Source organism: Pseudomonas sp. Z8(2022) (assembly GCF_025837155.1).
In the GTDB taxonomy this organism is placed as follows: Bacteria; Pseudomonadota; Gammaproteobacteria; order Pseudomonadales; family Pseudomonadaceae; genus Aquipseudomonas.
Genome location: NZ_CP107549.1, coordinates 3,706,341 through 3,720,706, shown reverse-complemented (window position 1 = coordinate 3,720,706; position 14,366 = coordinate 3,706,341). Strand labels below are relative to the sequence as shown.

Below are 14,366 nucleotides of genomic sequence, written 5' to 3'. Positions count from 1 at the left end.
AGCGTCCGGCGCCGGGGATGCACGGACGCTTGGAGATGGTCGGTTTTGCCGAGTTCCCGGCGAGCTGCCCATGCGCCGCCATGTCGCAGTCGATCAGGCGCGAAACGCCTGCGCTGCGTCACGCCTCGCGACGTAGCGGCGAATCACTCGCCGCTGTACAGCTCCACCCGGTTGCGGCCGGCATTTTTGGCCTTGTACAGCGCTTCGTCGGCACGCTTGGACAGCGCGTTGCTGTCCAGCCCCGGTTGCAGCATGGCAATGCCGCAGCTGAAGGTGCAGGACAGATCCTGTGGCTGCGCCGGGTAGTGGATTTCGGCGAAACGCTGGCGAATCTCCTCCAGTACCTTGAGTGCCGATTTCTCGTCGGTATCCGGCAGCACCACGGCGAACTCTTCGCCACCGTAACGGCCGATGTGGTCGGTCTTGCGCAGGCGTTGCTTGAGGAACAGCGCCAGACTCTTGATCACCCGGTCGCCCATGGGGTGACCGTAGGTGTCGTTGACCTTCTTGAAGTGGTCGATATCGAGCATGGCGAAGGCCAGCGGTCGCTCTTCGCGGCGCGCGCGGAAGCAGGCGTCCTCGAGCAGCTGCAGGGTGTGGGTGTGGTTGTACAGGCCGGTCAGGCTGTCACGCACCATGCGTGCCTTGAGGTTGCGCGCACGCGCCGCGCGGTTGCGCACGGTGGCGATCAGATGGCGTGGCTTGATCGGTTTGGTCAGGAAGTCGTCGCCGCCCTCGCTCATGGCGTCGAGCTGCTTGTCCAGATCGTCCTCGGCCGACAGGTAGATGATCGGCACGCTGACGTAGCGGTCGTTATGGCGAATCACCTTGGCCAGCTCGGTGCCGTTGCACTCGGGCATGTACATGTCGAGGATGATCAGGTCCGGCTGCAGCTCGGCCAGCGCGTCCATCGCCTGGATCGGTTCGGTAAGCGTGTGGGTGAGGATGCCGGCGCTGTTGAGCACGCGCTCGGTATGGGTCGCCTGGGCCTTGGAATCGTCGACGATCAGCACCTTGTACGGATCGTACTGCGACACGTGGGTCAGCACTTCGATGCGTTCGAGCAGGCTCGAGGCATCCAGCGAGCCGGTGAAGAACTCCTGGCCGCCAGCGCGTACCGCGGCCAGGCGGGTCGGCGTGTCGGTATCGCAGTGACTGAAGAACAGCATCGGAATCTTGTGTTCCAGACCTTCCTGCACCGAGTTCGCGAGCACCAGTCCGGCGCCGGCGAAGTCGACGTCCATGACAATAGCGGCGGGGTGTCGTTCGCTGATGGCGGCGCGGAAGGCGCGCTCATCGCTCAGGGCTTGCGCCGCCAGGCCGAAGAACTCCAGCTGCTGGGCCAGGCGTTCGGCGCGCTTGGCGTCCTGCAGGGCGATGTAGACCGGCTTGCGCAGGGGGGGCAGGAAGGTCTGTTCGAAGGTGTCGCCGTGGCGCAGGCCGGTGCGGGACAGGCGCTGCATGGACTGGTTGAGCTGGGCGATCAGGTTGCTGTTGAGGCGGCCACGGTTTTCCGCCACCTCGTCCAGGCTGGCTCCGATGTTCTGTGCCAGTTGCGCGTGTTCGGTCTGTTCGAAACGCTCGGCATAACGCAGCAGGCGCAGGTTGGCCTCGGTCAGCTCGGCCATGCCGGCGTCGTTCCATTCACTGCGTTGCAGGCGCTGCCAGACTTCCAGAACCTGCCGTGCCTGGTTAATCACGCGCTGGGCGAAGTGATGTTTGAGGCGATCGCGACTGGGGTCCGGGTGCTCGGTCATGGGCCGACTTCTTAAGGTGGTTGGGTCAGTAGTGGCGTGATGCTATCACTTGGCGGAGATGCTGGCATTGCCGTCGATCATTTGGCGCCCGTTTTTCTGTCGAATAAGCGACATAAAGATAGTTTTCCCGTCCCAGCCGTAAGTTTGCCTTCGTTGCCTGCGTTTTGCTGCAGGCTTGTCTTATAGTGCGCAGCAGGTCGCAACCCGTTGGGCCGGTTGCGGTCGAACACTCGAATTCGCTTGAAAAAGGACACTGCCATGCTGGACTGGAAGAATCGCGCGACGAACTCGCTGGACGGCGCCGACAAGGCTTCGGGGGGCGGCAGCCGCGGCGGCGGCAGTCTGATCGCCCGGGCTCTGGGCGGTCTGATCGGTGTCTATCTGCTGATCGCCCTGGTGGTCGGTTGGTACTGGAGCCAGGAACCGTCTGCCTTCCAGGTGCAGCAACATGCCCAGACCGCGGCGCAGCAGGCGCAACGGCAGATGGTTACCGGTTACACCACGGTGGAAACCCTCAAGCAGGTCGCCACCACCCTGCTCGACAAACCGGGTGGCTACCTGTCCAACGACCTCGCCCCGCCCGGTCTGTGGCTGGACAACATGCCGAGCTGGGAATACGGCGTGCTGGTGCAGGTGCGCGATTTCTCCCGTGCGTTGCGCAAGGATTTCGCCCGCTCGCAGTCGCAGTCCACGGAAAACTCGGATCTGGCCAAGGCAGAACCACGCTTTCACTTCGATAACAAGAGCTGGGCACTGCCTGCGTCCGAGTCCGAGTATCGCGAAGCTATCAAGTCGCTGGATCGCTATCTGGCCAACCTGAGTCAGAAGGACGCGCAGTTCTATGCCCGGGCCGACAACCTCAACAACTGGCTGGGCGATGCTGGCACCCGTCTTGGTTCGCTTTCGCAGCGTCTGTCGGCCAGCGTCGGTCAGGTGCGCCTGAACGAGAACCTGCAGGTGGGTAATGACGTCGAAGAGTCCGGTCTGATCGGGCGAGACGGCGTGTACGAGACGCCCTGGCTGCAGATCGACAACGTCTTCTATGAAGCCCGCGGTCAGGCCTGGGCGCTGGCTCATCTGCTACGCGCCATCGAAGTGGACTTTGCCGACGTGCTGGCGAAGAAGAACGCCACCGTCAGCGTGCGCCAGATCATCCGCGAGCTGGAGGCCGCGCAGGCGACCCTGTGGAGCCCGATGGTCCTCAATGGCAGTGGCTACGGCATCCTCGCCAACCACTCGCTGGTGATGGCCAACTACATCTCCCGCGCCAACGCCGGCCTGATCGACCTGCGGCAGTTGCTGAGCCAAGGTTGATGGACGCGATTTCCGCGACCGAGGCGGCGCATCGTGCCGCTTCGGATCAGGAGCGGGTCGCCTGGGTCGATGAGCACGACCAGCCACTGGGCGGCGTTTCCCGCGCCGAGCTGCGCGAGCGTCGGCTGATCGGACGCGGCACCTACATCCTGTTGTTCAACTCGGCGGGGTTGCTGTGCGTGCACCGGCGCACCTTGAGCAAGGCGCTGTATCCCGGTTACTGGGACGTGGCTGCCGGCGGCATGGTGCTGGAAGGCGAGGATTACCGGCTCTCCGCCGAGCGCGAACTGGCCGAAGAGCTGGGTATCGTCGATGCCGAGCTGGTCGAGCATGCGCACTTTCTCTACGACGCGCCGGAAAGCCGCCTGTGGTGCGTGGCCTACTCGGCCGTGTCCGACGCGCCGCTGGTGCTGCAGCCCGAGGAGGTGCTGGAAGCGCGCTTTATCAGCGTCGAGCAGGCGCTGGAAGAAACCCATCGTCTGCCCTATTGCCCCGATTCGCTGGCGGCGCTGGAGCGCTACATAAACAGGCCGCTTGCGGCCGGCTGATGACCCTCTCCCGCTTGCGGGAGAGGGTGCCCGAAGGACGGGAGAGGGTGGTTGTGTTAGCTCCTGCGCGTAGGGTGGGCTGTGCGCACCGCCTTTACCTCAGATGCGGGACTGCGTCGCGCACGGCGCACCCTACGGCGTAAGGCATTCCGAGCGCTTCGTGCACGATGACGAACAGCGTCGCCAAAGTGCCGCACAATGACGCAAATCCATACTTAGCAAGCGCGGTCTTTGCCGTTACACTGCGCGGCCTTTTCGGCGGACGTCTGTCCGCTTGCGCTGCCCCTGCCTGAGTGGGGCTTCGCGGTCGACTGCCGTCGGCCAGTCGCTATCCTGACCCCTACGAGGACAAGCCGGTGGTCAAGAAAGCCTCTTCATTCTCCGCCTTGAGCGGTCTCGTCTATTCCACGGATGGCGGTCGCCATTGCCCGGAGTGCAACCAGCCGGTGGATGCCTGCATCTGCAAACAGACGCGCATTCCCGAAGGTGATGGCATCGCCCGCGTACGCCGTGAAACCAAGGGCCGTGGCGGCAAGACCGTCACCACCGTAAGCCACGTGCCGTTGGCCGAAGAGCCGCTCAAGGAACTGGCCAGCGCGCTGAAGAAGCGCTGCGGCACCGGCGGCGCGCTCAAGGACGGAGTGATCGAGATTCAGGGTGACCACGTCGATCTGCTGCTGGCCGAACTGAGCAAACGCGGCTTTACCGCGAAGAAGTCCGGCGGCTGAAGCGTCCTTTTCTAAACTTCGATGAGGCTCGTCGGTCAACCGCCGAGCAAACGTCATCCTGCTTGCCTAATTTCCAGACTGGCCGTCATCAGGGCCAGGCTTTTTTCATGGGAGAACCCGATGTCCGCACGACGCACCCGCAAAGACGACGGCAGCCAGTGGACCGTAGCCGACAGCCGTAGTGTCTACGGCATTCGCCATTGGGGCGCCGGCTACTTTTCGATCAACGATGCCGGGCGTATCGAAGTGCGTCCCAACGGTCCGGACAGCCAGCCCATCGACCTCTATCAGCAGGTCGACGAGCTGCGCCAGAGCGGCCTGTCGCTGCCGCTGCTGGTGCGCTTCCCGGACATCCTGCAGGATCGCGTGCGCCGTCTGACCGGCGCCTTCGACGCCAGTACCGAGCGCCTGGAATACCAGAGCCGCTACACCGCCCTGTACCCGATCAAGGTCAACCAGCAGGAAGCGGTGATCGAGAACATCATCGCCACGCAGAATGTCTCCATCGGTCTGGAAGCCGGCTCCAAGCCCGAACTGCTGGCCGTGCTGGCGCTGGCGCCTAAGGGCGGCACCATCGTCTGCAACGGTTACAAGGACCGCGAGTTCATCCGTCTGGCGCTGATGGGGCAGAAGCTCGGCCACAACGTGTTCATCGTCATCGAGAAGGAATCGGAAGTCGCCCTGGTGATCGAGGAGGCTGCCGACCTCAAGGTGGCGCCGCAGATCGGTCTGCGCGTGCGCCTGTCGTCGCTGGCGTCCTCCAAGTGGGCCGATACCGGCGGCGAGAAGTCCAAGTTCGGTCTGTCCGCGGCACAGGTGCTGGCGGTGGTCGAGCGCTTCCGTGCGGCCGGGCTGGATCAGGGCATTCGCCTGCTGCACTTTCACATGGGGTCGCAGATCGCCAACATCGCCGACTACCGCAAGGGTTTCCGCGAGGCCATCCGTTACTACGGCGAACTGCGCGCCATGGGCCTGCCGGTGGACCATGTGGATGTCGGTGGCGGCCTGGGTGTGGACTACGACGGCACCCATTCGCGCAACGCCAGTTCGATCAACTACGACATGCAGGACTACGCCGATGCCGTGGTCGACATGCTCAAGGAGTTCTGCGACCGCCAGGAAATCCCGCACCCGCACATCTTCTCCGAGAGCGGCCGGGCGATGACCGCGCATCACGCCGTGCTGCTGGTGCAGGTCACCGATGTCGAGCGCCACAACGACAAGGTGCCGGAGATCGATGCGAGTATCGAACAGCCAGAAATCCTCCAGGTACTGATCGAGCTGCTGGACGACAGCGACCCGGAAATGGTCGCTGAAACCTACTGGCGTGCCACTCACTACATCGAGGAAGTGGCCGCGCAGTATTCGGCTGGCAAGCTGAGCCTGGCGCAGAAGGCGCTGGCCGAGCAGTGCTACTTTGCCATCTGCCGTCGCCTGCACAATCAGCTCAAGGCCCGTCAGCGCTCGCACCGTGCGGTGCTCGACGAACTCAATGACAAGCTCGCCGACAAGTACATCTGCAACTTCTCGGTGTTCCAGAGCCTGCCTGATACCTGGGCCATCGGCCAGATCCTGCCGATCCTGCCATTGTCGCGCCTGGACGAAGAACCGCTGCGCCGTGCCGTGCTGCAGGATCTGACCTGCGACTCCGACGGCAAGATCCGCCAGTACGTCGACGAGCAGTCGATCGAGACCAGCCTGCCGGTACACGAGATTCGCGAGGGCGAGGACTACGTGCTGGGCATTTTCCTGGTCGGTGCGTACCAGGAAATCCTCGGTGACATGCACAACCTGTTCGGCGACACCGACTCGGTGAACATTTACCAGGCCGCCGACGGCAGCGTGGTGCATGCCGGTATCGAGACCCACGACACTATCGAGGACATGCTGCGCTACGTGCACCTGTCCCCCGAGGAGCTGATGACCCACTACCGCGACAAGGTGGCCAGCGCCCGGATCAGCGCTCGTGAGCGTACCCAGTTCCTCGACGCGCTGCGCCTGGGGTTGACTCGCTCGTCCTACCTGGCGTCCTGACCGGCCAACGCGGCGCCCGCCTCGGGGCGCCGTTTTTCAGTTGCCGATCACCCCATAGCCGCGCGCCATCAGCGCGGCCAGCAGCGGGATCAGCAGCAACAGCAGCAGCTCGATGCGAATGCTCCAGGTCACCAGGCGTACCTGCTGTGCGCCTGGCTCGGGCGCCTGCCCGGCCTTCACCGCGCTGCGCCATTTGATGAAGACCACCGTGGGCAGGATGGACAGCAGGCCGACCAGGATGAACAGCCCGACCTTGGCGTGAAACAGGCTGTTGCCCAGGTAATAGGCAGTGCCCTTGCCGAACCACAGTACACGGGCGGCGCCGGTGACGAGCACCAGCACGGCGCAGATACCGTAGGCCAGGTCGGTGATCATCAGGCTGCGCGCGCGGGACAGATCCAGAGGCGCCTTGAACAGCACATGTTCGATGCTCAGCAGGGCGAACAGGGCGAATACCGACAGGTAGTGCAGGTAAGCGACGAATGCAGTAGCCATCTGTGTTTCCTTCAGTGGGCTCCGGGGGCAAGTTCACTGCGGTTGCGACCGCTGTGTTTGGCTCGGTAGAGCGCCTGATCGGCTCGTTTGAGCGCGTCCATGGCGTTTTCGCCTGAGGTCAGTAGCGTGCAGCCGAGGCTGACGGTCTGTTGCACCTCGGCCTGCTCCAGCTGCATCGGCTGGCTGGCGATGGCCAGGCGGATGCGTTCGGCAATCTGCAGCAGCTCCTGTTCATCGTGCACCTGCGCGAGAATGACGAACTCCTCGCCGCCGGTACGGGTCACCACATCCTGCGGACGCACTGCCGTGCTCATGCGGCGCGCGCTTTCCCACAGCACATGGTCGCCGCCGGCGTGGCCGTACTTGTCGTTGACCTGCTTGAAATGATCGAGATCGCAATAGATCAGCCCGAGATGCAGGCCGTTGCGCTCGGCCGCGGCCTGCTCCAGAGGCAGAAAATGGCGCAGGCCGGTGCGGTTCCACAGCTGGGTCAATGCGTCGAGCATGCCCTTGCGCTGCTCCTGGCTGAGAGCATCACGCAGTTGTTGGGTTTGCTTTGAGCTATCGAGCAGCTTCAGATAACCCTCGATCAGGTAGGCCATGTCCCTGAGACGCGCCAGCTGCTGAGCGTCAAGTCGACGCGGAACAGTGTCGATCAGACAAAGCGTGCCGAGGGCCATGCCGGCAGCGTCGTGCAGCGGCACCCCGGCGTAGAAGCGCACGTGGGGCGGCTCCAGCACCAGCGGGTTATCGCAAAAGCGCGGGTCTTCGAGGTTGTCTTCCACTACCAGCAGGTCGTCCTGGGCGATGGCATGGGCACAGAAGGAGAGGCTGCGTGGCGTTTCGGCGACTGCCAGGCCCTGACGGCTCTTGAACCACTGGCGGTCCTTGTCGATCAGGCTGATCAGCACGATCTTCACGTCGAACAGGTCCCGGGTGATGCGTGTCAGGGTGTCGAGGTAGGGATCGGCGGGCGTATCGACCAGCTCCTGACGTTCCAGCGCCTGCTGGCGTTGGGTCTCATTGCTGGGAAGCGCGGCGCTGAGCATCAGGGGCATCTCCTACGGCGAAATGGACGAACCACTGATCGTGGCGGCTCAGGTTCCAAGCATAGCCGCCCAGCACCAGGCTTCGTAGCGTCATGAAGAGCAGAAATGCCAACCACAACCCATGATTCTCCATGCCGCGCAGCAGCCAGCCCAGTGGCAGCGCCAGCGCCAGGGCAAGGAGCATGGCGTCGCGCATTTCCCGGGCTCGTGTTGCGCCGATGAACAGTCCGTCGAGCAGATAGCTCCACACGGCCAGCAGGGGCAGCAGCGCCAGGTACGGCAGGAAGTTCAGGGCCAGCTCGCGCACCTCGGCAATGTCGGTGAGCATGCCGACGAACCAGTGCCCACCGAGGAGGAAAAACAGCGCGAAGCCGGCGCTGGCCAGTAGCGACCAGATACCGGCCACCAGCAGTGAGCGGCGCAGGGCATTGCGATCGCGCGCGCCAAGGGCGTGCCCGCTCAGCGCTTCGACGGCATGTGCCAGGCCATCCAGGGCATAGGCTGTAAGGGTCAGGCCATTGAGCAGCAGGGCATTGGCTGCCACGGTGGCGTCACCCAGGCGCGTGCCCTGCACGGTAATCAGGAAGAACACCAGCTGCAGCGCCAGGGTGCGGATGAAGATGTCGCGGTTGACTGCCAGCAACGGGCGCCAGTTGCTCCAGCGTTTCAGCGCGCTGTGATCGAACTGGCCGGGGTAGTGTTGCAGCGCGCCACGGGCCAGCCAAAGGCCGAGCAGGGCGCCGCTCCATTCGGCGATCACCGAGGCCCAGGCCGCGCCGGCCACACCCCATTCGAGGCCGAGCACGAACAGCAGATCCAGCGACACGTTGATCAGGTTGGCGGTGAGCAGAATGGCCAGCGGGCCACGGGCACTCTGGGTGCCCAGCAGCCAGCCGATCAGCGCATAGGTCGCCAGGCTGGCGGGCAGGCCGAGTAGTCGAATCTGGAAATACTGACGCGCGAGCTGGTCCAGTTCGGCCGATGGCTGCATCAGGCTCAGCGCCGCACTGCTGAAGGGTAAGGCCAGCAAACCGAGGAGCAGGGCCAGCAATACGCCCAGGCCGAGCCCCTGCACCAGCACCTGGCGCAACGCACCACCATCTTCGCGACCTACCGCCTGGGCGGCGAAACCGGTGCTGCCCATGCGCAGAAAGCCCATGGCCCAGGTCAGCAGGGTATAGAGGCTGCCTCCGACTGCGACCGCAGCGAGCTGGTGAGCATGCGGCAGATGGCCGACCACGGCGGTGTCGACCAGCGCCACCATGGGCACCGAGAGGTTGGAGAGAATCATCGGCGCCGCCAGCGCCCAGACCTTGCGCTGGGTTGGGGTGTGGCGCCAGGCTTCGAACAGGGCGTACATGGGGCGTGGGGTTCCGGCAAAGCGCCGATTATAGGCGCCCTGCGGAGTGTGCGCAGCTTGGCGGATTTTCTCGCCTCGCCTCGTCGGCGAATTGGCCGCTCAGCTATAGTATCTGCCTTCGCGCCCCCACTCTCCGGAGCCCGCAATGCCGAACAAAGGACTGCTTCTGGCCTTGGTGCTGACCCTGCTCAGCGCCTGTGATTCCTCCCAGCCCCCTGCCACGGTGACCCCAGCCGCTCCGGCCGCGCAACAGCCGCAGGCGCCCAAGCCTGCGGTCGACCGCGAGGCGCTGGCCAAGCGCTACGCCGGGCGCGAGCTGGAGGTGGTCGATGTTTCCGAAGTACAGCTCGATGGTGCCAGCGCGCTGTCGGTGACCTTCTCCATTCCGCTGGACCCCGACCAGCCCTTCGCCGAACGCCTGCATCTGGTCGACAGCGTCTCGGGCAAGGTCGATGGCGCCTGGGAGCTGACCGACAATCTCAGTGAGCTGCGCCTGCGTCACCTGGAGCCCAAGCGCAAGCTTTCGCTGACCATCGATGCCGGGCTGAAGTCGATCAACGGCGGCAAGCTCGCCAAAGAGCATGTCAGCCGCTTCGAAACCCGCGACCTGCAGGCCAGTGTCGGTTTTGCCAGCCGTGGCTCGCTGCTGCCGACCCGCCTGGCCGAAGGCCTGCCGGTGATCGCGCTGAACGTCGACAAGGTCAACGTCGAGTTCTTCCGCATCAAGCCCGAGGCGCTGCCGAACTTCCTCTCGCGCTGGGGCCGCGCCAGCAATCTGGATACCTGGGAGGCGCGCGAGCTGCTGCCGATGGCTGAGCTGGTCTATGGCGGCCGCTTCGACCTGAACCCGGCGCGCAATACCCGTGAAACCCTGCTGCTGCCCATTGCCGGCCTGGAGCCGTTCAAACAGCCTGGCGTCTATCTGGCCGTGATGCGTGAGGCTGGCAGTTACAGCTATTCGCAGCCGGCCACGCTGTTTTCCCTGAGCGATATCGGCCTCTCCGCCCATCGCTATCGCGACCGTCTCGACGTGTTCACCCAGGCGCTGGAAGGTGGCAAGGCGCAGTCCGGCGTGCAGCTCGAACTGCTCGACGGCGACGGCGCGCTGCTGGCTGAGGGCAAGACCGATTCGGCCGGCCATGCGCAACTTCCGCTGCCAGCCAAGGCCCAGGTGCTACTGGCCAAGCAGGACGAGCAGACCAGCCTGCTGCGCTTGAACACGCCGGCGCTGGACCTGGCCGAGTTCGACATCACCGGGCCCAAGGCGCACGCGCTGCAGTTCTTCGTGTTCGGCCCGCGCGATCTGTATCGCCCCGGCGAGACCGTGCTGCTCAACGGCCTGCTGCGCGATGCCGACGGCAGCCCGGTCAAGGCCCAGCCGGTCAGCGTCGAGGTGCGCCGTCCGGATGAGCAGGTCAGCCGCAAGTTCGTCTGGAATGCTGGCGATAACGGCCTCTATCAATATCAGTTGCCGCTGGCCGAAGAGGCGCCGACCGGTCGCTGGCAGTTGTTGCTCGATCTGGGCGACGGCAACCCGCAGCTTTACGAATTCCTCGTCGAAGACTTCCTGCCCGAGCGCATGGCCCTGGAGCTCAAGGGCCAGGACCAGCCCTACGCACCAGGTGATAGCGCCGAGTTCGCGGTGACCGGACGTTACCTCTACGGCGCACCGGCCGCCGGTAATCGCCTGACCGGGCAACTCTACGTGCGCCCGCTGCGTGAGGCAGTGGCGAGCTTGCCGGGATATCAGTTCGGCGATATCACCGAGCCCGACCTGAGCCAGGACCAGGAGCTCGACGAGGTCAATCTCGACGACCAGGGCCGCGCCGTGCTGCGCCCGGAAAACCGCTGGGGTGACGCCAAGTCGCCGCTGCGTCTGATCCTCCAGGCCAGCCTGCAGGAGTCCGGTGGCCGCCCGATCACCCGCCGCATCGTCCAGCCGGTATGGCCTGCCGAGCGCCTGCCGGGCCTGCGTGGCCTGTTCGACGGCGAGGAAGTCGACGCCGACAGCCTGGCCGAATTCGAAATCCTGGTGGCCGATGCCTCCGGTAACAAGCTGGCCGCCGACAACCTCAACGTGCGCCTGGTGCGCGAACGCCGCGACTATTTCTGGAGCTTCTCCGACGGTGAAGGCTGGCGTCACAACTACAACGAGAAATTCCTCACCCTCAGCGACGAGCCGCTGAAGATCGCTGCCGGTGGGACTGCCAAGGTCAGCTTCCCGGTGGAGTGGGGCCCGTATCGGGTCGAGGTTGTAGACAGCCAGACCGGTCTGGTCAGCAGCCTGCGTTTCTGGGCCGGCTACCGCTGGCAGGACAACGCCGATGGCGGCGCTGTGCGCCCGGACCAGGTCAAGCTGGCGCTGGATAAACCCGCCTATTCCGCCGGTGATGTGGCCAGGATCACCGTCACCCCGCCGGCTGCCGGCAACGGCTACCTGCTGGTCGAGTCCAGCGAGGGGCCGCTGTGGTGGCAGGAAATCAGCGTGCCGGCCGAAGGCAAGACCTTCGAGTTGCCCATCGACAAGAAATGGGCGCGTCATGACCTCTATCTCAGTGCTTTGGTGGTTCGTCCCGGCGAGCGCAAGGCGCAGGTCACGCCCAAACGTGCCGTCGGCTTGCTGCACCTGCCGCTGGAGCGCGCTCCGCGCAAGCTGGCAGTCAGCCTGGAAGCACCGGAGAAAATGCGTCCCAAGCAGCCGCTGAAGGTCAAGGTCAGCGCGCGTAACGCCGACGGCAGCATTCCTGACAAGGTGCATGTGCTGGTCGCCGCGGTGGACGTGGGCATCCTCAATATCACCAGTTATGCCACGCCCGATCCTTTCGCCAACTTCTTCGGGCGCAAGGCCTATGGCGCTGACCAGCTGGATATCTACGGCCAACTGATCGAAGCCCAAGGACGTGTCGCCAGCCTGGCCTTCGGTGGTGATGCCGGCCTTGCCGCCGGTGGCAAACGCCCGGATACCAGTGTGCTGATCGTCGCCCTGCAGAGCGATGCGCTGAAACTGAACGACAAGGGCGAGGGCGAAGTCAGCCTGGATATCCCCGACTTCAACGGCGAGCTGCGACTGATGGCCCAGGCCTGGACCGACGAGCGCTTCGGCATGGCCGAGGCCAAGACGGTGGTCGCTGCGCCGCTGATCGCCGAACTGTCGATGCCGCGTTTCCTTGCCGGTGGTGACGAAACCACCCTGGCGCTGGACCTGACCAACCTGTCCGGTGCCGAGCAGCAGCTCGACGTGCAGGTCAGTGTGGAAGGCCAACTGCGTCTGCTCAACCAGGGTGAGGCGCCGATCCGTCTGAACGACGGCCAGCGCACCACACTGCGGATTCCGGTGCGCGCCGAAGGTGGCCTGGGGCAGGGGCGTATCCACGTCGAGGTGCAGGGCCTGGCTCTGCCGAACGAGACGCTGGGCGACTTCAGTCGCGAATGGACGCTGGGCATTCGCCCGGCCTACCCGGCGCAGCTGCAACACTTCCGTGCGGTACTGGGGGAGGGCGAGCCCTGGACCCTGCCGGCCGGTACCTTGAACCAGTTCGAGCCTGCCGGGCTGGAGGCGGTGCTGGCGCTGTCGAGCCGGCCGCCGCTGAACCTCGGTGAGCAGATCCGTGCACTCAAGGCCTATCCGTACGGGTGTCTGGAGCAGACCACCAGCGGCCTGTACCCCTCGCTCTACGCCGACGCCGCGAGCCTCAAGCGCCTGGGACTGGAAGGCGAGCCGGACGAACAGCGGCGCAAGAGCATCGAGCTGGGCATCGAGCGCCTGCTCGGCATGCAGCGGTATAACGGTGGCTTCGGCCTGTGGAGCGCCGAGAGCGAAGAGGAATACTGGCTCACCGCTTATGTCACCGATTTCCTCCTGCGCGCCCGCGAGCAGGGTTTCGGCGTGCCACCGGAGGCGCTGAAGAAGGCCAATGACCGCCTGCTGCGCTACCTGCAGCAGAGCAGCCTGATCGAGGCCAGTTACAGCCAGGACTTCGCCCACACCCGCTTCGCAGTGCAGGCGTACGCCGGCTACGTTCTGGCGCGCAGTCAGCAGGCGCCACTGGGCGCACTGCGCAGCCTGTTCGACCGCCGCAACGAGGCTCGCTCCGGCCTGCCGCTGGTGCAACTGGCCGCCGCGCTGAAACTGATGGGCGATGCGCCGCGTGCCGAGCAGGCGCTGAACCAGGGGCTGATCCAGCAGCGTGATGGCGAGCGCTGGATGGCCGACTACGGCAGCCCGCTACGTGATCAGGCGCTGATTCTCGCCTTGCTGGAAGAGCACGACCTGGCTGCCGGCCAGCGTGAGCAGCGGCTGTTCAACCTGGCTGATGAACTGGCCGCACAGCGCTGGCTGTCGACCCAGGAGCGCAACGCGCTGTTCCTTGCAGGTCGCGGTGTTCTCGGCAAGCCGGAGCAGGCCTGGAGCGCTGCGCTTGCCAGCGGCGCCTTCCAGTTCGAACTGAGCAACCAGCAGCCCGGCATCAAGCTCGAGCGTGCCGAACTGGCCGAGCCGCTCACTGTGAACAATTCCGGCAGCACCAAGCTGTATCAGCAGCTGACCCTGTCCGGTTATCCCAGCCAGGCGCCGCGTGCCGGTGGCGAGAATCTCAGTATCGAGCGCGAATACCTCGGCATGGATGGCCGTCCGCTCGATCTGCAGCGTCTGGACAGTGGCGAGCTGGTACTGGTGCACCTGGCCGTGCGGGCCAAACAGCGTGTACCGGATGCCCTGGTAGTGGACCTGCTGCCGGCCGGCCTGGAGCTGGAGAACCAGAACCTGGCGCAAAGCGCGGCGAGCCTCGATGACGCCGGCAGCAACGTCAAGGAATGGCGCCGGTCGATGCAGAACGCGCGGATCAAGCACCAGGAATACCGTGGTGATCGCTACGTGGCGGCGGTGGACGTGCAGGAGTACGGCACAACCCATCTGCTCTATCTGGCTCGCGCCGTGACTCCAGGCCACTACCGCGTGCCGCCACCTCAGGTGGAGTCCATGTACCGGCCGAGCTGGCAGGCGTTGGGAAGCGCGCCGTCGTCGCTGGTGGTAAGGGGGCGTTAAGAGCGGCCCTCTCCCCCAGCCCCTCTCCCGCAAGCGG

Annotated in this window: 9 protein-coding genes; 5 read left to right on the top strand and 4 right to left on the bottom strand. The window is 64.9% G+C overall.

All coding sequences use genetic code 11. The annotated features are described in order from the left end of the window. Nucleotides 1-143: 143 nt before the first annotated feature. Nucleotides 144-1,757, bottom strand: coding sequence for a response regulator (locus tag OEG79_RS17740; protein WP_264146259.1), 1,614 nt, complete (start codon nucleotides 1,755-1,757; stop codon nucleotides 144-146). Between the two features lie 258 nt (nucleotides 1,758-2,015). Here OEG79_RS17740 and OEG79_RS17735 point away from each other — a divergent pair, with 258 nt between their 5' ends. From OEG79_RS17735 to speA, 4 genes are all read left to right on the top strand, one after another. After that, nucleotides 2,016-3,071: a DUF2333 family protein gene (locus OEG79_RS17735; protein WP_264146258.1), complete on the top strand. Its 1,056-nt coding sequence runs from the start codon at nucleotides 2,016-2,018 to the stop codon at nucleotides 3,069-3,071. Then, nucleotides 3,071-3,619, top strand: coding sequence for an NUDIX hydrolase (locus OEG79_RS17730; RefSeq protein WP_264146257.1), 549 nt, complete (start codon nucleotides 3,071-3,073; stop codon nucleotides 3,617-3,619). Before OEG79_RS17735 ends, OEG79_RS17730 begins: the two co-directional genes overlap by 1 nt. Before the next feature lie 356 nt (nucleotides 3,620-3,975). Further along, nucleotides 3,976-4,347, top strand: coding sequence for a translation initiation factor Sui1 (locus OEG79_RS17725; protein WP_264146256.1), 372 nt, complete (start codon nucleotides 3,976-3,978; stop codon nucleotides 4,345-4,347). Nucleotides 4,348-4,467: 120 nt separating this feature from the next. Then, nucleotides 4,468-6,381 (top strand): arginine decarboxylase, encoded by a 1,914-nt coding sequence (speA, locus tag OEG79_RS17720; RefSeq protein ID WP_264146255.1) that lies wholly within the window; start codon nucleotides 4,468-4,470, stop codon nucleotides 6,379-6,381. A gap of 36 nt (nucleotides 6,382-6,417) precedes the next feature. Here speA and OEG79_RS17715 read toward each other — a convergent pair whose 3' ends face one another. The 3 genes from OEG79_RS17715 to OEG79_RS17705 are packed head-to-tail and all read right to left on the bottom strand — an operon-like array spanning nucleotide 6,418 to nucleotide 9,285. Next, nucleotides 6,418-6,876, bottom strand: a complete 459-nt coding sequence (locus OEG79_RS17715; RefSeq protein ID WP_264146254.1) for a DUF2214 family protein — start codon at nucleotides 6,874-6,876, stop codon at nucleotides 6,418-6,420. An 11-nt stretch (nucleotides 6,877-6,887) separates the two neighbouring features. Beyond that, complete coding sequence (locus OEG79_RS17710) at nucleotides 6,888-7,925, bottom strand: sensor domain-containing diguanylate cyclase (protein WP_264146253.1); 1,038 nt, start codon at nucleotides 7,923-7,925, stop codon at nucleotides 6,888-6,890. After that, on the bottom strand, nucleotides 7,897-9,285 hold the full coding sequence (locus OEG79_RS17705; protein ID WP_264146252.1) for an MATE family efflux transporter: 1,389 nt from the start codon (nucleotides 9,283-9,285) through the stop codon (nucleotides 7,897-7,899). The genes OEG79_RS17710 and OEG79_RS17705 overlap by 29 nt, the downstream gene beginning before the upstream one ends. 145 nt (nucleotides 9,286-9,430) lie before the next feature. On the opposite strand from OEG79_RS17705, the gene OEG79_RS17700 reads away from it, so the two are divergent. After that, nucleotides 9,431-14,329 (top strand): alpha-2-macroglobulin family protein, encoded by a 4,899-nt coding sequence (locus tag OEG79_RS17700; RefSeq protein ID WP_264146251.1) that lies wholly within the window; start codon nucleotides 9,431-9,433, stop codon nucleotides 14,327-14,329. Nucleotides 14,330-14,366 lie beyond the last annotated feature (37 nt).

Bases quoted from the DNA above. Each gene is read 5' to 3' on its own strand.
- OEG79_RS17700 (WP_264146251.1), top strand. From the start codon at position 9,431: ATGCCGAACAAAGGACTGCTTCTGGCCTTGGTGCTGACCCTGCTCAGC.
- OEG79_RS17735 (WP_264146258.1), top strand. From the start codon at position 2,016: ATGCTGGACTGGAAGAATCGCGCGACGAACTCGCTGGACGGCGCCGAC.
- OEG79_RS17705 (WP_264146252.1), bottom strand. From the start codon at position 9,285: ATGTACGCCCTGTTCGAAGCCTGGCGCCACACCCCAACCCAGCGCAAG.
- OEG79_RS17715 (WP_264146254.1), bottom strand. From the start codon at position 6,876: ATGGCTACTGCATTCGTCGCTTACCTGCACTACCTGTCGGTATTCGCC.
- OEG79_RS17710 (WP_264146253.1), bottom strand. From the start codon at position 7,925: ATGCTCAGCGCCGCGCTTCCCAGCAATGAGACCCAACGCCAGCAGGCG.
- speA (WP_264146255.1), top strand. From the start codon at position 4,468: ATGTCCGCACGACGCACCCGCAAAGACGACGGCAGCCAGTGGACCGTA.
- OEG79_RS17740 (WP_264146259.1), bottom strand. From the start codon at position 1,757: ATGACCGAGCACCCGGACCCCAGTCGCGATCGCCTCAAACATCACTTC.
- OEG79_RS17730 (WP_264146257.1), top strand. From the start codon at position 3,071: ATGGACGCGATTTCCGCGACCGAGGCGGCGCATCGTGCCGCTTCGGAT.